The sequence below is a fragment of the Nocardioides ginsengisoli genome, from assembly GCF_039537225.1.
GTDB lineage: Bacteria > Actinomycetota > Actinomycetes > Propionibacteriales > Nocardioidaceae > Nocardioides > Nocardioides ginsengisoli.
Map to the genome: position 1 here is coordinate 14,066 of NZ_BAABAC010000044.1, position 15,462 is coordinate 29,527.

Consider the following 15,462-nt stretch of genomic DNA (forward strand, 5'->3'; position numbering starts at 1 on the left):
CGGATGTGCAACCCGGTCCATTCACGAGGAATAGGGCCGGGGCGGCCCTGCGGGGCGCGTGCGGTCCGGTGAGGTGAGTCGTGGGAACCAGTCACGATGGGGCACAGGCCAGCACGCAGCGCCGTACGTACGTTCTTGACACCAGCGTCCTGCTGGCTGACCCCGCCGCGATGCGGCGGTTCGCCGAGCACGAGGTCGTGCTGCCGGTCGTGGTGATCACCGAGCTCGAGGGCAAGCGCCACCACCCCGAGCTCGGCTACTTCGCCCGCAGCGCCCTGCGGATGCTCGACGAGATGCGGATCAGCCACGGACGACTCGACACGCCCGTGCCCGTGGGTGAGGACGGCGGCACGGTCCGCGTCGAGCTCAACCACACCGACGCGTCGTCCCTGCCCTCGGGCTTCCGGCTCGGCGACAACGACACGCGGATCCTCGCGGTCGCGCGCAACCTGGCCGACGAGGGCCACGACGTCACCCTCGTCTCCAAGGACCTGCCGCTGCGGATCAAGGCGTCGGCGGTCGGCCTGAACGCGGCCGAGTACCGCGGCGAGACGATCAGCGACTCCGACACCGGCTACTCCGGGATGGCCGAGCTGGACGTGTCAGCCGCCGACCTGGACGAGCTGTACGACGACGGCACGCTCGACCTCGCCGACGCCCGTGAGCTGCCCTGCCACACCGGTCTGGTGCTGCTCTCCGAGCGCGGGACGGCGCTGGGCCGGGTCGGCCCCGACAAGCAGGTGCACCTGGTCCGCGGTGACCGCGAGGCGTTCGGCATCCACGGCCGCAGCGCCGAGCAGCGGGTCGCGCTCGACCTCCTCCTCGACCCCGACGTCGGCATCGTCTCGCTCGGCGGCCGCGCCGGCACCGGCAAGTCTGCGCTCGCGCTGTGCGCGGGCCTGGAGGCGGTGATGGAGCGCCAGCAGCACAAGAAGGTCGTCGTCTTCCGTCCGCTGTTCGCCGTCGGCGGCCAGGAGCTCGGCTATCTGCCCGGCTCGGAGTCGGAGAAGATGTCGCCCTGGGCGCAGGCCGTCTTCGACACCCTCGGCGCGCTCACCTCGCGCGACGTGGTCGACGAGATCCTCGACCGCGGCATGCTCGAGGTGCTCCCGCTCACCCACATCCGCGGCCGCTCGCTGCACGACTCCTTCGTGATCGTCGACGAGGCGCAGTCGCTGGAGCGCAACGTCCTGCTCACCGTGCTCTCGCGGATCGGGGCCAACTCCAAGGTCGTCCTCACCCACGACGTCGCCCAGCGCGACAACCTGCGCGTCGGCCGCCACGACGGCGTCGTCGCGGTCGTCGAGAAGCTCAAGGGCCACCCGCTCTTCGCGCACGTGACGCTGACCCGGTCGGAGCGCTCGCCGATCGCGGCGCTGGTCACCGAGATGCTGGAGAACGTGGTCCTCTGATCCTCTCGCCCGCGCGACATTCGCGGGGCCGATGGGGCGGATGTGAACGATGGGACCCGTGGGTTCCTGAGAACACGGTGTAAAACCGCGGTTCGGTTTGCTTCGCCCCATCGGCTCAGGCATGGTGGTCGTCGGCCGCCGGCGGTGTGACGACCAAGTCGGGCCCCGATCGGGCGGTGGCCGCCGCCCCTGACGTCGAGCCCAGATACGAGCAATTGTCGAATCACGCGAAGCCCGCGCCCAAGCACCGCGGAGCGCCGAAGCACGCCCATCTGGCGCAGGCTCCCCGCAAGGCTGCGCGCAACGTCGTCCTCTTCTCCTCCGTGGCCGTCGCGGTCACCGGTGTCTCCGTCGCCGCCGGCCTCGCCGGTGAGCAGGCCGGCCCACCGGCCGCCGCGGGTGGCGCCGACCTCCAGGCCGTGACCGCCTCCTCGGGCCTCAGCGGCCAGGCCGGGCAGTCCGCCGAGCGCGACCTCACCGCGACCCCGACCCGCCGCGAGCCGGTCGTCTCCCGCAGCGACCTGCGCCCCGAGGCGGTGCCGGCCAAGTCGCTCGACCTCTCCGAGTCCCGTACGGCGGCGATCACCGCCGAGCGCAAGCTCTCCCAGTCCGACCCCCGCGACATCGCCAAGGCGCTGCTGGGCGAGTTCGGCTTCTCCTCGAGCCAGTTCGGCTGCCTCGACTCGCTGTGGACCCGCGAGTCGGGCTGGCGCGTCAACGCCGACAACCCGTCGTCCAGCGCCTACGGCATCCCGCAGGCGCTGCCCGGCTCCAAGATGGCCTCCGTGGCGCCCGACTGGGCCACCAACCCGGCCACGCAGATCCGCTGGGGCCTGGGCTACATCAAGAGCCGCTACGGCAGCCCCTGCGGCGCCTGGGGCCACAGCGAGTCCCACGGCTGGTACTGAGCCTTCTACGGCGCGAGCGTGTCGCTCGTGCCACGCCAGGCGCCAGCGCCGCGACACGCCGCCTCCCGGCCCCGTCACGCCCACCGAGGCATGATGGAGGCAGGCGGGGCTTCGGGTGCCCCGAGGAGGAAGGGGCGGGCTCATGCTCTGGACCATCATCGTCACCCTCGTCGGCGGCACGATCATCGGCCTCATCGGCAAGGCCGTCGCCCCGGGTGACCGCACCAGGTTCCCGCTGTGGCTGACCATCGTGTGCGGCATCGTGGGCATGTTCGCGGGCAGCTGGGTCTACTGGGGCTTGTTCGGCCACGACAACCCGCCGTTCGACGGCCACAAGGCGGTGTGGGACAACGCCACCAACGGCATCGACTGGATGCGGCACCTGTGGCAGGTCGTCGTGGCCGCGGTCGCGGTGATCGTGGCGGCGATCGTCACCGGCCGCAAGAAGGCCTGACCGCTACGGGTGGGTCATCGAGGCGAGGTCGAGGGCGGCGTCGAGCTGCTCGAGGGTGAGCTCGCCGCGCTCGACGTAGCCCAAGGCCAGGACGGTCTCGCGGATCGTGCTGCCCGACGCGAGGGCCTGCTTGGCGACCTTGGCGGCGGCCTCGTAGCCGAGGTACTTGTTGAGCGGCGTCACCACCGACGGTGACGAGGCGGCGTAGCGCAGCATCCGGTCGGCGTCGGCGGTGATGCCGTCGATGCAGCGCTCGGCGAGGGTGGCCGACGCGTGCGCGAGCAGGCGCGCCGACTCGAGGACGTTGCGGGCCAGCACCGGCATCGCGACGTTGAGCTCGAAGCTGCCGCTGGCGCCGGCGGCGGTGACCGCGGCGTCGTTGCCGATGACCTGCATGCAGACCATGAGGGTGGCCTCGGGCAGCACCGGGTTGACCTTGCCGGGCATGATCGACGAGCCCGGCTGCAGGTCGGGGAGGTGGATCTCCGCGAGGCCGGTGGTCGGCCCGGAGCCCATCCAGCGCAGGTCGTTGCAGATCTTGGTGAGGCCGACCGCGATGGTCCGCAGCACGCCGCTCAGCTCGACCAGCGAGTCGCGGGTGCCCTGCGCCTCGAAGTGGTTGCGGGCCTCGGTGAAGTCCTGCCCGGTGGCCGCGCTCAGCGCCTCGATCGCCGCGACCGCGAAGCCCGGGGGAGTGTTGATGCCGGTGCCGACCGCGGTGCCGCCGAGGGGGAGCTCCCGCACCCGGGGCAGGACGGCGTCGAGCCGCTCGACGCCGTAGCGGACCGTCGCGGCGTAGCCGCCGAACTCCTGCCCCAGCGTCACCGGCGTGGCGTCCATCAGGTGCGTGCGGCCCGACTTCACCAGATCCGCGAACTCGTCGGCCTTCGCCTGCAGCGAGCCCGCCAGCCGCTCCAGCGCCGGCACGAGGACGTCGGCCACCGACAGCGCCGCCGCGACGTGGATCGCGGTCGGGAAGGTGTCGTTGCTCGACTGGCTGGCGTTGACGTGGTCGTTGGGGTGGGCCTCGACCCCGTCGCGGGCGCAGAGCGAGGCGATGACCTCGTTGGCGTTCATGTTGGAGCTGGTGCCCGAGCCGGTCTGGAAGACGTCGATGGGGAACTGGTCGTCGTACTGACCGTCGGCCACCGCCCGCGCCGCCGTGGCGATCGCCGTCGCCAGCTCGGCGTCGAGCACGCCGAGCGCGGCATTGGCGCTCGCCGCGGCCGCCTTCACATGCCCGAGCGCATGGATCAGCGCCGGCTCGATCGGCGTGCCGCTGATCGGGAAGTTCTCGACCGCCCGCTGCGTCTGCGCGCGCCACAGGGCGGCGGCGGGGACGAGGACGTCGCCCATGGAGTCGTGCTCGGTGCGGAATCCGTCCGGAGTGCTCACCCGTCCAGGGTAGACAGGGGTCAGTCCTCCCAGGGCGGGGTGTCGTCCATCTTCTCGTAGTACTTCGCGAGGTGGCTGCGCACCCGGTCGGCGTCCTTGTCGGGCAGGTCGACGCCGCCGCGCGCGCCCTGCATCACGCCGCCGGCGGCCATCACCGCCCGCGGCACGGCGGCCAGGCGGTCGTCGACCACGTCGGCGATGAGCAGCTTGTACGACGTGAAGTTGTCCTTCGCGTCGGCGTCGTACCACACGTGCGCGTCGCGGTACTTCGCGTTGGGCTCGTCCTCGGCGCCGGCCCAGCGACGGACCCGCTTCTCGGCGGCGTCGCCGTCCCACGACCGGTCGCGGTCGGCGAGGGGGAGATCCTGGAATGAGGTCACGGCCATGGCCGGGAGGTACCCGACCCGGCCGCAACCACCCCGGGAGCGCCCGGGATCACCCGATCACTCGGCCGAGCGCACCCGGATCCCCGTGATCGGCACCGTCACGGCGCCGCCCGGGTCGGTGAAGAAGTCGTTGCCCTTGTCGTCGACCACGATGAAGGCGGGGAAGTCCTCGACCTCGATCTTCCAGACCGCCTCCATGCCGAGCTCGGGGTACTCGATGACCTCCTGGCTCTTGATGCAGTCCTGGGCCAGCCGTGCGGCCGGGCCGCCGATCGAGCCGAGGTAGAAGCCGCCGTACTCGTTGCAGGCCTCGGTGACCTGCTTGGAGCGGTTGCCCTTGGCGAGCATGACCATCGAGCCGCCGGCGGCCTGGAAGGACTTCACGTAGGAGTCCATCCGGCCCGCGGTGGTCGGGCCGAACGAGCCGGACGCCATGCCCTCGGGGGTCTTGGCCGGGCCGGCGTAGTAGACCGGGTGGTTCTTGAGGTAGTCGGGCATCTCCTCGCCGGCGTCGAGGCGCTCCTGGATCTTGGCGTGCGCGATGTCGCGGGCCACGACGAGCGGGCCGGTGAGGGAGAGCCGGGTCTTGACCGGGTACGACGACAGCTGGGCGAGGATCTCGCTCATCGGCTGGTTGAGGTCGACCTTGACGACCTCGCCGCCGGAGATGTCCTCGGCGACGCCCGCGTCGGGCATGTACTGCGCCGGGTCGGTCTCGAGCTGCTCGAGGAAGACGCCCTCGCTGGTGATCTTGCCGAGCGCCTGGCGGTCGGCCGAGCAGGAGACGGCGATCGCGACGGGGCAGGACGCGCCGTGGCGCGGGAGGCGGACCACGCGCACGTCGTGGCAGAAGTACTTGCCGCCGAACTGCGCGCCGATGCCGAAGGACTGGGTCAGCTTGAAGACCTCCTCCTCCAGCTCGAGGTCGCGGAAGCCGTGGGCGCTCATCGAGCCCTCGGTCGGCAGGTTGTCGAGGTAGTGGGCACTGGCGTACTTCGCGGTCTTGAGGGCGAACTCCGCGCTGGTGCCGCCGATCACCACCGCCAGGTGGTACGGCGGGCACGCGGCCGTGCCGAGCGAGCGGATCTTCTCGTCGAGGAACTCCAGCATCCGCTTCGGGTTGAGGACGGCCTTGGTCTCCTGGAACAGGAACGACTTGTTGGCCGAGCCGCCGCCCTTGGCCATGAAGAGGAACTTGTACTCCGGGCCCTTCTCACCCTGGGCCGTCGAGTACAGCTCGATCTGGGCCGGCAGGTTGGTGCCGGTGTTCTTCTCCTCGTACGTCGTCAGCGGCGCGAGCTGGCTGTAGCGGAGGTTGAGCTTGGTGTAGGCGTCGTAGACGCCCTTGCTGATCCACTCGCCGTCGTCGGCGCCGGTGAGCACGCCCTCGGACTTCTTGCCCATGACGATGGCGGTGCCGGTGTCCTGGCACATCGGCAGCACGCCGCCCGCGGAGATGTTGACGTTCTTGAGCAGGTCGAGCGCCACGAAGCGGTCGTTGCCCGACGCCTCGGGGTCGTCGATGATCTTGCGCAGCTGCTGGAGGTGGGCGGGCCGCAGGTAGTGGCTGATGTCGTGCATCGCCTCGGCGGTGAGCCGCTGCAGCGCCTCGGGCGCCACCTTGAGGAAGGTCTGCCCGTCGGGGCCCTCGACCGTCTCGACACCCTCGGTGGTGATCAGCCGGTAGGGAGTGTCGTCCTTACCGGTGGGGAGCAGGTCGGAGTACCGGAATTCAGCTTCAGCCACGAGTCCTGAGGATATCTCCTCGCAGAATGCGACGAGGGCCGGGCCGCGATGCGGCCCGGCCCTCGTGACGGGTGGTGCTGGTGATCAGTAGATGATCGTCGCCGCGCTGCCGATCTCGATGACCGCGCCGACCGGCAGGCCGGCCTTCGCGGTGTCGAGGGTGATCCGGATGGCGTGGATCTGGTTCGACCGCAGGTTCTTGTTGGTGACCTGGCGGTTGATCTCGACCTTGCCGAGGTTGGCGATGTTGATCGTGGTGTTCGGCGAGACGTTGATCGGGATGGTCTGGCCGGCGATGACCAGGTTGACGAGGGTCATGCTCATGTCGCCGGTCCAGGTGCTGCCGACCCGCTTTCCGTGGGCGGTCACCTTGATCGCGTCGGCCTTGATCAGCCCGCCGAGGACGTTGAGCCCGACCAGCTCGTTGCTGGTCGTGATCTCGGCGTCCTTGCCGTTCTTGGTCGAGGTCGACGTCGAGGTGATGGCGCCGGTGTTGAGCAGGCCCGGGACGGCCAGGGTGGCGGTGGTGTTGCGCAGGGTCTTGCCGCCGCTGGACGAGAACGGGACGCCGATCTGGGCGGTCGGGTCGCTGACGACCTTGATGTCGCTGCCCACGTTCGCCGCGATCTTGGTGCCGAAGGCGAAGCCGCCGAGGACCGCGCCGCCGCTGGGCTCGGCCTTGAGCAGCGACTGGTTGACCGGGTTGACGAGGATCGTCGTGCCGACGTTGAAGTCGCCCTGCGGCTTGAGGAGCTGGACGGCGATCGCCCAGTTGAGCGCGATCGCGCCGTTGGCGTCGGTGCCGCTCATGTCGTAGTTGAGGCTGACGATGGCGACGCCGGGAACGGTGACCGAGAAGTTCTTGGGAATCGTCACCGGCAGGTCGACGCCGATGATCTTGATGCCCAGCAGGCTCGAGTTGCCGGTGTGGGTGACCGTGCCGTCGGGCTTGGCCAGCGTCTCCGACTTGGTCTCGATGGCGTCGACCTTGATCAGGCCGCCCAGCAGGCTGACGCCGGCGGTGCGCGCCCACGAGGTGAGCTTGGTGCCGGTCGTGGCGTCGTAGTCGGCGATGGTCTTGGTCTCGGCCGCGCCCACGGTGAGCAGCTGGCCGACCTTGCCGCCGACCGTGCTGTTGGACGCCGCGCGGGAGAAGGCGCCGCCCGAGACGGCGCTCTGTGCGGTCAGGTCGGACTGGACGACACCGCCGACGGCCTTGATGAAGGTCGCGCCGGTGGCGGCGTTGTACGCCCACGCGACGTTGGCAGCCTGCGCCGAGGACGGCATGGCCACCAGCGCGACGCCTACCAGCGCAGCGGTGATGAAGGAAGCGAATCTACGCACGATCTTGGGACCCCATTCCCATCCGTGTTGAATATGACGTTGTGTTCCCCAGGTGAACCACTCTCGCCCCCACCCGGCGATTTGAGGAGTGGTCTCCAAAGAATTTAACGTTCGGCAGTGTAACGGGACGGAGGACCCGTACCCTCATCGGCCCGGCATAGACGGGTGCGCGTCGACGTTCCACCCCCGTGCACGTGTACGACGCGGTGGTCATCGGAGCCGGCCAGGCCGGCCTCTCGGCGTCCTTCCACCTCACCCGGCTCGGCATCGACCACGTCCTGCTCGACGCCAACGACCACCCCGGCGGCGCCTGGCAGCATCGCTGGGACTCGCTGTCCATGCACGACGTCCACGGCGTGGCCGACCTGCCCGACGCGCCTGCTCCCGGCGACTCCGGTGAGCGCGCCAACACGGTGGTCCCGGCGTGGTTCGGGGCCTACGAGGACGAGCACCGGCTGCCCGTCGTCCGGCCGGTGCGGGTCGACGAGGTGACCAGCGACGGCGACCTGCTCGTCGTACGGGCGGGGGAGCGGACGTGGACGACGCGCACCCTGGTCAACGCGACCGGCACCTGGACCCAGCCGTTCGTGCCCTACTACCCGGGCGCGGAGACCTTCCGCGGCGAGCAGCTGCACACCCAGGACTACCCGGGGCCCGAGCACTTCGACGGCAAGCGCGTCGTCGTGGTCGGCGGCGGCGCCTCGGCGGTGCAGTTCCTCGGGGAGCTCGGCCCGCGGACCGATGTCGTCTGGGTGAGCCGTCGACCGCCGGTGTGGCGCGACCGCTTCGACGAGAACGCCGGCCGGCACGCGATCGAGCTGGTGCAGGAGCGGGTCCGCGCGGGTCTGCCGCCGGCGAGCGTGGTCAGCGTGACCGGGCTGGCGCTGCGCCCTCAGGAGCAGGAGGCGGCACGGCTGGGCGTCTACGAGCGACGCCGCTCGATGTTCGCGCGGATCGAGCCGGACGGCGTGCGCTGGGCCGACGGCTCCTTCGAGCGCGCCGACGTGATCCTCTGGGCGACCGGCTTCCGGCCCGCGGTGGGGCATCTGGCGCCGCTGCACCTGCGCAGCGAGCACGGCGGGATCGCCCTGCTGCAGAGCGGCGCCGACGTCCAGACCGCGACGAGCGCCGTCCGCGACCCGCGGGTGCAGCTGGTCGGCTACGGGCCGTCGGCGAGCACCATCGGGGGCAACCGGGCCGGCCGCGCGGCGGCGACCGCCGTCCGGCGGTATCTCGCCGAGCACCCGGTGGCCTCCGGCGCGGAACGTGCGCTAGCGTGACCGACGACAACCCACGGGAGTCCGCGGCAGCGGGCTGAGAGGGAGCTGAAGCCGCTCCGACCGTCACACCTGATCCGGATCATGCCGGCGAAGGAACGGACACGATGACGCCTCACCTTTTCTGCCTGGTCGCGCAATCCGACGACCTCGCCCTGCTGCCTGCCCTGGCCGACGCCGGCGTCGACGGCTTCCAGGTCAGGGACAAGTCCCTCGCCACCGGCGCGCTCGTCACGCTGACCCGCGCGGTCATCGACGTGGTGCGTCCCTCCGGCGCCCAGGTCGTGGTCAACGACCGGCTCGACGTCGCGCTCGCGGCCGGCGCGGACGGCATCCACCTCGGCACCGACGACCTGGCGGTCGCCGACGCGCGCCGGCTGGCGCCGTCGCTGCTGGTCGGCGCGACCTGCCGGACCCGGGCGGAGGTCGTCGCGGCGGCCGCCGCGGGCGCCGACTACGCCGGCTTCGGCCCGGTGTTCGCGACCGACTCCAAGCCGGGACTGCCCGCACCCCTGGGCCTCTCCGCGGTGACGGCCGCTGCTGGCGTGCTGCCGCTGATCGTGATCGGCGGCCTGTCGGCCGCGACCGCGGCGGAGGCGCGCGCGGCCGGGGCCCACGGCGTCGCCGTCATCGGCGGCATCTGGCGACATCCCGATCCCGTGACAGCAGCGAAGGAGCTCGTCGCGGCGGTCGGCTGATGCGGATCGACGTGCTCGGCGCGGGGATCGTCGGGCTGACCGTCGCCGACGAGCTGGTCCGGCGGGGGCATGCGGTGACGGTCGTCGACCCGCGGCCGGCCGGAGGCGCGTCGTACGCGGCGGCGGGGATGTTGAGCCCGGCTGCCGAGGTGTGGCACGGCGAGGAGGAGATCCTCCGGCTGGGGCTGGCGTCGCTCGCGCTGTGGCCGGCGCTGGCCGGACGGCTCGGCGTGCCCCTGCGGCGCAGCGGCACGCTCCTCGTCGGGTACGACGCGGGCGACCTGCAGCAGGTCGAGCGCCAGGTCGCGCTGCTCGCGCGCCACGGACACCTGGCCGAGCCCCTGAGCAGGGCCGGCGTCCGGTCGGCGGAGCCGACGCTGGCGCGGGCCGCGGGTGGCGCGCTGCTGTCGTGCGAGGCGAGCATCGACCCGCGCGCGGTGTGCGCGGCGCTGCTCGAGCGGGCCGACGTGACTGCTGCGCCGCGGGGCGATGCCGAGGCCACCGTGGTCGCGACGGGCGCGTCGCTGCCGGCGCCCTGGAGCGGTCTGGTGTCGGGCGTGCGCGGGGAGATCCTGCGCCTGCGCACGGACGACCCGCCCCGCCGTACCGTCCGCGGCTGGGTGGGGGGCGAGGCCGTCTACCTGGTGCCGCGCGGCGACGACCGGGTGGTGCTCGGCGCGACGTCCGAGGCCCATGCCGCGCCGCCGATCGTCACCGCGGGCGGGGTGCTGCGGCTGCTGGCGGCCGCACGGACGCTGTGGCCCGCGCTCGACCGGGCCGAGCTGGTCGAGTGCACCGCGCGCGACCGGCCCGCGACCGTCGACGGCCTGCCCCTGGTCGGGCCGAGCGGCGTCGACGGCGTCGTCCTCGCGGCCGGGCACTACCGCCACGGCGTCCTGCTCGCGCCGCTCACGGCGCAGCTCGTCGCCGACCACCTCGAGACCGGCCACGTCGACCCGGTCGTCGATCCCCGACGCATCACCGAAGGAGCACGATGACGATCACCTGCAACGGCGAGCCGGTCCGGACGGAGGCCCGGGCGGTCGCCGACCTGCTCCACGAGCGGCTCGGCGGACGACCGGACGGCGTCGCGGTCGCCGTCAACGGCGAGGTGGTGCCGCGCTCGGCGTGGCCGGACCGACTGCTGGCGGACGGCGACGTGGTCGAGCTCGTGACGGCGGTGCAGGGCGGATGAGCGCGCTGGTCGTGGCCGGCGAGGCCCTGTCGTCGCGGCTCTTCCTCGGCACCGGCGGGCTTCCGCAGGTGGGCCTGGTGCCTGCCGTGCTGGAGGCCGCGCGGCCGGCGTTGGTGACGGTGTCGATGCGCCGCACGTCCTCGCTCGTGGAGGGCGGCCTGCTCGATGCCCTGCGGACGGCGGGCGTGCGGCTGCTGCCCAACACCGCCGGCTGCCTGTCCGCGCGGGAGGCGGTGCTGACCGCCGAGCTCGCGCGGGAGGCGCTCGGCACGGACTGGGTGAAGCTCGAGGTCATCGGCGACGAGCGATCGCTGCTGCCCGACGTGGTCGAGCTGCTCGACGCAGCGGAGCAGCTGGTGCGGCGCGGGTTCGTCGTGCTGCCCTATACGACCGACGACCCGGTGCTGGCGCGGCGCCTGGTCGACGCGGGCTGTGCGGCGGTGATGCCGCTGGGCTCGCCGATCGGCTCGGGGCTGGGCGTCCTCAACCCGCACGCGATCGCCGCCGTACGGGCCGCGGTCGACGTGCCCGTCGTCCTCGACGCCGGCGTCGGCACGGCGAGCGACGCCGCCCTCGCGATGGAGCTCGGCTGCGACGCGGTCCTGGCAGCGACGGCCGTGACCCGCGCGGACGACCCGGTCGCGATGGCGAGCGCGCTGCGGCTCGGCGTGGAGGCCGGACGGCTGGCCTGGTCGGCGGGCCGGATCCCGCGGCGGAGCGAGGCGCGCGCGTCGAGCCCGGTGCTCGGGAGGATCGGATGAGCCGCCGGCTCGTCGTCCTCACCGACCGTCACCAGGTGCGGGCCGGGCGTTCGCTCCGCGACGTCCTCGGTGCCGCCGCCGACGCCGGGCTGAGGATCGTGCTGCTGCGCGAGCTCGACCTGCCCGACGACGAGCGCGCCAAGATCGCCGACCACGCCCGGACCTGTGGGATGGAGGTCCTCGCCGCGCATCGCCCGGTCCCCGGCGGAGCGGGCGTGCACCTGCCGGCAGCGGCGCCGGCGCCCGAGATCCCCACCCGGTGGGGGCGTTCGTGCCACAGCCGAGCCGACGCGGTCGCCGCGGCGGGGGACGGTGCATGGTGGGCGACCCTGTCGCCGTACGCGGAGACAGAGAGCAAGCCCGGCTACGGACCTCCGCTCGCCGCCGACGACTTCGCCGCGCTGCCGCTGCCCGTCTACGCGCTCGGCGGGATCACCGTCGACAACGCAGCAGCGGCCCGGGCCGCGGGCGCGTACGGCGTCGCGGTGATGGGCGCCGTGATGCGGGCTTCCGACCCTGCGGACGTCGTCGCCGCACTGCTGTCGGCGGTGCGGTCGTGAGCCCCCCGGTGGTGCTGGCGATCGCCGCGACCGACTCCGGCGGCGGCGCGGGCCTGGCGGCCGATCTGGCGACCTTCGCCGCGCTCGGCGTCCACGGCGCGTGCGTCGTGACCGCGGTGACCGCGCAGGACACGCTGGGTGTGCGGGCCGTCCACCCGGTCCCGTTCGACGTCGTGGCCGCGCAGCTCGACGCCGTCCTGGACGACCTCGACCCGGTCGCCGTGAAGACCGGGATGCTCGCGACACCGGAGATCGTGCGGCTGGTCGCGTCCCGGTGTGCGGGGCGGCGACTGGTGGTCGACCCGGTACTGCGGGCCACGACCGGCGCCGTGCTCGCCACCGACGACGTGATCGCGGCCTACCGCGAGCACCTGCTGCCGGTCGCGACCGTCGCGACACCCAACGAGTCGGAGTTCGCGGCGCTCGGCCGCCCCTCCGGCCCGAACATCCAGGTGACCCGCGGTGGCGACATCGCGACCACCAACGACCACGGCACCGGCTGCACCCACAGCAGTGCTCTGGCCGCACATCTGGCCCACGGCGCCGACCTCCCGACGGCCGCGGCCCGTGCCGCGGCCTATGTCTCGCACCAGCTCCGTCTCGGCAAGGACTGGACCCTCGGCCGCGGCCGCGGACCCGTCGCCCACATTCACGCCACCACCCAAGGAGAGATCGCATGACCGTCCACCCCGCCCACACCCGCATCGAGGTCGGCGACCTGGCCGTCCCGTTCACGCGCGTCGCGCTGACCAACGGCGACACCTTCGACCGCTACTGCACCTCGGGCCCGGGCTCCGACCCCGAGGTCGGCCTGCCTCCACTGCGTGCCGAGTGGATCGCGGCGCGCGGCGACGTGGCGCCGTACGACGGTAGGGAGACGCAGCTGCTCGACAACGGCCGCTCGGCGGTCCGGCGTGGCGCGGCGCAGGGGGAGTGGCGCGGCCCCCGCCGTACGCCGCTGCGGGCCACCGGCCGCCCGGTGACCCAGATGTCCTACGCGCGGGCAGGGATCGTGACGGAGGAGATGCGGTACGTCGCCGTACGGGAGGGCTGTGACGTCGAGCTGGTGCGCAGCGAGGTGGCCGCGGGCCGTGCGATCATCCCGGTCAACGTCAACCACCCGGAGTCGGAGCCGATGATCATCGGCCGCCGCTTCCTGGTGAAGATCAACGCCAACATCGGCAACTCCGCCGTCACCTCGTCGATCGCGGAGGAGGTCGACAAGCTCACCCACGCCATCACGTGGGGCGCCGACACGGTGATGGACCTGTCGACCGGCGAGGACATCCACACCACGCGCGAGTGGATCATCCGCAACTCGCCCGTCCCGATCGGCACGGTGCCGATCTACCAGGCGCTGGAGAAGGTCAACGGCGAGGCGGACAAGCTGACCTGGGAGATCTTCCGCGACACCGTGATCGAGCAGTGCGAGCAGGGCGTCGACTACATGACGATCCACGCGGGCGTGCTGCTGCGCTACATCCCGCTGACCGCCAACCGGGTGACCGGCATCGTCAGCCGCGGCGGCTCGATCATGGCCGGCTGGTGCCTCGCGCATCACGAGGAGAACTTCCTCTACACGCACTTCGACGAGCTGTGCGAGATCTTCGCGACGTACGACGTGGCGTTCTCCCTCGGCGACGGCCTCCGCCCCGGCGCCACCGCCGACGCCAACGACGACGCCCAGCTCGGCGAGCTGCGGACGCTGGCCGAGCTGACCTCGCGCGCCTGGGAGCACGACGTCCAGGTGATGGTGGAGGGACCCGGCCACGTCCCGCTCAACCTGGTCGAGGAGAACGTCCGGCTGCAGCAGGAGTGGTGCCACGGCGCGCCCTTCTACACGCTCGGCCCGCTCGCGACCGACATCGCGCCCGGCTACGACCACATCACCTCCGCCATCGGCGCCGCGACGATCGCCATGCACGGCACCGCGATGCTCTGCTACGTCACTCCCAAGGAGCACTTGGGGCTGCCGAACCGCGACGACGTGAAGACCGGCGTCATCACCTACAAGCTGGCCGCGCACGCCGCCGACGTCGCGAAGGGCCACCCCGGCGCCCGCGACTGGGACGACGAGCTGTCGAAGGCACGCTTCGAGTTCCGCTGGCGCGACCAGTTCGCCCTCTCGCTCGACCCCGTCACCGCGGAGGCCTTCCACGACGAGACGCTTCCGGCGGAGAACGCCAAGACCGCGCACTTCTGCTCGATGTGTGGGCCGAAGTTCTGCTCGATGCGGATCAGCCAGGACGTGCGGGAACGGTTCGCGGAGAAGTCGGCGGAGTTCCTGGAGCTGGGAGCGTCGGTCTACGTCGAGGCGCCTGCCTAGGGGGGTGACCCGGCTGGACGTCGGCAGCGGCGAGCCTGACCGAACTGCTGAGGACGTCTGGGGGCCTGTAGGCCAGAAACCATCCACAGCCCTGTTTTCTAGCGGGTTCTGTCCACAGGCTGCCGCTGCGACGTTGGCGGGGTCGGGAGGTGGTGTTGGGATGGCGGCATGGCTCAGGCGACCGCTCCCGACACCGGCATCAGCACGATGCTGGCCTCGCTGCGCGCGGAGATCGAGGGCCGTGAGGCGTCGCTGATCCGGGAGTGGGCGACGATCGCGGCCTGGGCTGAAGCCAACGTGGTCGAGGCCGCGGAGAGTCCGGCGGCGACCGGCGACGGGTTCGCCGACACCGGCGTCCCGATCGCCGGCGACGGCGCTCCGTTGGTGTCGGAGTTCGCGCTCATGGAGCTGATCGCGGTCCTGGGCCGCTCACCCGCCGGCGGCCGCGCCTACGTCGCGAAGGTCCTGGGCTGCGCCTGGCGCCTGCCCAACGTCTGGGCCGCGGTCATGTCCGGCCGCCTCGCGCCGTGGCGCGCCGTACGGATCGCCAAGCTGGTCGCACCGCTCCCAGCCGAGGCCGCTGCGTTCGTGGACCGCAACCTGTTCAACGCCTCCGGCGTCGGGTGGGCCCAGCTCGAACGCCTCATCACCGAAGCGATCGTCCGGTTCGACCCGCAGACGGCCGAAGCGGAACGTACGGCAGCGGCCGACCAGCGGTACTTCGACATCGACGAACCCAACGCCCAGGGCCTGGCGCACATCTCCGGACTCCTCGACGCCGCCGACGCCCGCGACCTCCACGACGCCATCGTCCGCCGCGCCGCCCTACTGGGCAGCATGGGCAGCATGGGCAGCATGGGCAGCCTGGGCAGCCTGGGCAGTGCGGCGTCGCTCGACGTCCGCAGGTCCCAGGCCCTCGGCGAGTTGGCGCGGGCCGACCTCGCACTCGACCTCGACGGCGCCCCGGCTCGACGAGCGACGCTCAACGTCCACATCACCG

Annotated in this window: 16 protein-coding genes and 1 riboswitch; of the genes, 12 read left to right on the plus strand and 4 right to left on the minus strand. The window is 72.1% G+C overall.

From position 1 onward, the window contains the following. Positions 1-80: 80 nt before the first annotated feature. From phoH2 to AB4880_RS23060, 3 genes are all read left to right on the plus strand, one after another. Positions 81-1,412, plus strand: coding sequence for an RNA 5'-3' helicase PhoH2 (gene phoH2 / locus AB4880_RS23050; protein WP_367921565.1), 1,332 nt, complete (start codon positions 81-83; stop codon positions 1,410-1,412). A gap of 215 nt (positions 1,413-1,627) precedes the next feature. Further along, entirely contained in the window at positions 1,628-2,320 is a 693-nt protein-coding gene (locus AB4880_RS23055; protein ID WP_367921566.1) for an aggregation-promoting factor C-terminal-like domain-containing protein, read from the plus strand. A gap of 142 nt (positions 2,321-2,462) precedes the next feature. Next, positions 2,463-2,774: a GlsB/YeaQ/YmgE family stress response membrane protein gene (locus AB4880_RS23060; RefSeq protein WP_367921567.1), complete on the plus strand. Its 312-nt coding sequence runs from the start codon at positions 2,463-2,465 to the stop codon at positions 2,772-2,774. A gap of 3 nt (positions 2,775-2,777) precedes the next feature. Here the strand turns inward: AB4880_RS23060 and AB4880_RS23065 are convergent, their stop codons facing one another. The 4 genes from AB4880_RS23065 to AB4880_RS23080 all read right to left on the minus strand — a co-directional run bounded on the left by AB4880_RS23065 (position 2,778) and on the right by AB4880_RS23080 (position 7,588). Then, the gene (locus tag AB4880_RS23065; protein WP_367921568.1) at positions 2,778-4,169 is read right to left on the minus strand and encodes a class II fumarate hydratase; all 1,392 of its coding nucleotides are present in this window, start codon (positions 4,167-4,169) and stop codon (positions 2,778-2,780) included. 20 nt (positions 4,170-4,189) lie between these two features. After that, entirely contained in the window at positions 4,190-4,555 is a 366-nt protein-coding gene (locus AB4880_RS23070; RefSeq protein ID WP_367921569.1) for a hypothetical protein, read from the minus strand. A 57-nt stretch (positions 4,556-4,612) separates the two neighbouring features. Further along, positions 4,613-6,301, minus strand: a complete 1,689-nt coding sequence (locus tag AB4880_RS23075; RefSeq protein ID WP_367921570.1) for a fumarate hydratase — start codon at positions 6,299-6,301, stop codon at positions 4,613-4,615. Between the two features lie 84 nt (positions 6,302-6,385). Beyond that, the gene (locus AB4880_RS23080; protein WP_367921581.1) at positions 6,386-7,588 is read right to left on the minus strand and encodes a choice-of-anchor P family protein; all 1,203 of its coding nucleotides are present in this window, start codon (positions 7,586-7,588) and stop codon (positions 6,386-6,388) included. A 245-nt stretch (positions 7,589-7,833) separates the two neighbouring features. Here AB4880_RS23080 and AB4880_RS23085 point away from each other — a divergent pair, with 245 nt between their 5' ends. From AB4880_RS23085 to AB4880_RS23125, 9 genes are all read left to right on the plus strand, one after another. Beyond that, entirely contained in the window at positions 7,834-8,925 is a 1,092-nt protein-coding gene (locus tag AB4880_RS23085; protein WP_367921571.1) for an NAD(P)-binding domain-containing protein, read from the plus strand. 3 nt (positions 8,926-8,928) lie between these two features. Next, positions 8,929-9,038: riboswitch (TPP riboswitch) on the plus strand. After that, positions 9,030-9,620 carry a thiamine phosphate synthase gene (gene thiE / locus AB4880_RS23090; protein ID WP_367921572.1) on the plus strand — a complete coding sequence of 197 codons (591 nt, stop codon included), beginning with the start codon at positions 9,030-9,032 and terminating at the stop codon, positions 9,618-9,620. (Overlaps the previous riboswitch by 9 nt.) Further along, entirely contained in the window at positions 9,620-10,618 is a 999-nt protein-coding gene (locus tag AB4880_RS23095) for an FAD-dependent oxidoreductase (protein WP_367921573.1), read from the plus strand. The genes thiE and AB4880_RS23095 overlap by 1 nt, the downstream gene beginning before the upstream one ends. After that, positions 10,615-10,815 carry a sulfur carrier protein ThiS gene (gene thiS, locus AB4880_RS23100; RefSeq protein ID WP_367921574.1) on the plus strand — a complete coding sequence of 67 codons (201 nt, stop codon included), beginning with the start codon at positions 10,615-10,617 and terminating at the stop codon, positions 10,813-10,815. The genes AB4880_RS23095 and thiS overlap by 4 nt, the downstream gene beginning before the upstream one ends. Beyond that, positions 10,812-11,576 (plus strand): thiazole synthase, encoded by a 765-nt coding sequence (locus tag AB4880_RS23105; RefSeq protein WP_367921575.1) that lies wholly within the window; start codon positions 10,812-10,814, stop codon positions 11,574-11,576. Before thiS ends, AB4880_RS23105 begins: the two co-directional genes overlap by 4 nt. Then, on the plus strand, positions 11,573-12,136 hold the full coding sequence (locus tag AB4880_RS23110; protein WP_367921576.1) for a thiamine phosphate synthase: 564 nt from the start codon (positions 11,573-11,575) through the stop codon (positions 12,134-12,136). The genes AB4880_RS23105 and AB4880_RS23110 overlap by 4 nt, the downstream gene beginning before the upstream one ends. Continuing rightward, on the plus strand, positions 12,133-12,816 hold the full coding sequence (locus AB4880_RS23115) for a bifunctional hydroxymethylpyrimidine kinase/phosphomethylpyrimidine kinase (protein ID WP_367921577.1): 684 nt from the start codon (positions 12,133-12,135) through the stop codon (positions 12,814-12,816). Before AB4880_RS23110 ends, AB4880_RS23115 begins: the two co-directional genes overlap by 4 nt. Further along, the gene (gene thiC / locus AB4880_RS23120; RefSeq protein ID WP_367921578.1) at positions 12,813-14,462 is read left to right on the plus strand and encodes a phosphomethylpyrimidine synthase ThiC; all 1,650 of its coding nucleotides are present in this window, start codon (positions 12,813-12,815) and stop codon (positions 14,460-14,462) included. Before AB4880_RS23115 ends, thiC begins: the two co-directional genes overlap by 4 nt. A 168-nt stretch (positions 14,463-14,630) precedes the next feature. Then, the coding region (locus tag AB4880_RS23125; RefSeq protein WP_437440512.1) for a DUF222 domain-containing protein at positions 14,631-15,462 on the plus strand (832 nt) is incomplete at its 3' end.

Coding starts and splice junctions, on each gene's coding strand:
- thiC (WP_367921578.1), top strand. CDS start 12,813: ATGACCGTCCACCCCGCCCACACCCGCATCGAGGTCGGCGACCTGGCC.
- thiE (WP_367921572.1), top strand. CDS start 9,030: ATGACGCCTCACCTTTTCTGCCTGGTCGCGCAATCCGACGACCTCGCC.
- AB4880_RS23095 (WP_367921573.1), top strand. CDS start 9,620: ATGCGGATCGACGTGCTCGGCGCGGGGATCGTCGGGCTGACCGTCGCC.
- thiS (WP_367921574.1), top strand. CDS start 10,615: ATGACGATCACCTGCAACGGCGAGCCGGTCCGGACGGAGGCCCGGGCG.
- AB4880_RS23110 (WP_367921576.1), top strand. CDS start 11,573: ATGAGCCGCCGGCTCGTCGTCCTCACCGACCGTCACCAGGTGCGGGCC.
- AB4880_RS23080 (WP_367921581.1), bottom strand. CDS start 7,588: ATGCCGTCCTCGGCGCAGGCTGCCAACGTCGCGTGGGCGTACAACGCC.
- AB4880_RS23060 (WP_367921567.1), top strand. CDS start 2,463: ATGCTCTGGACCATCATCGTCACCCTCGTCGGCGGCACGATCATCGGC.
- AB4880_RS23105 (WP_367921575.1), top strand. CDS start 10,812: ATGAGCGCGCTGGTCGTGGCCGGCGAGGCCCTGTCGTCGCGGCTCTTC.
- AB4880_RS23070 (WP_367921569.1), bottom strand. CDS start 4,555: ATGGCCGTGACCTCATTCCAGGATCTCCCCCTCGCCGACCGCGACCGG.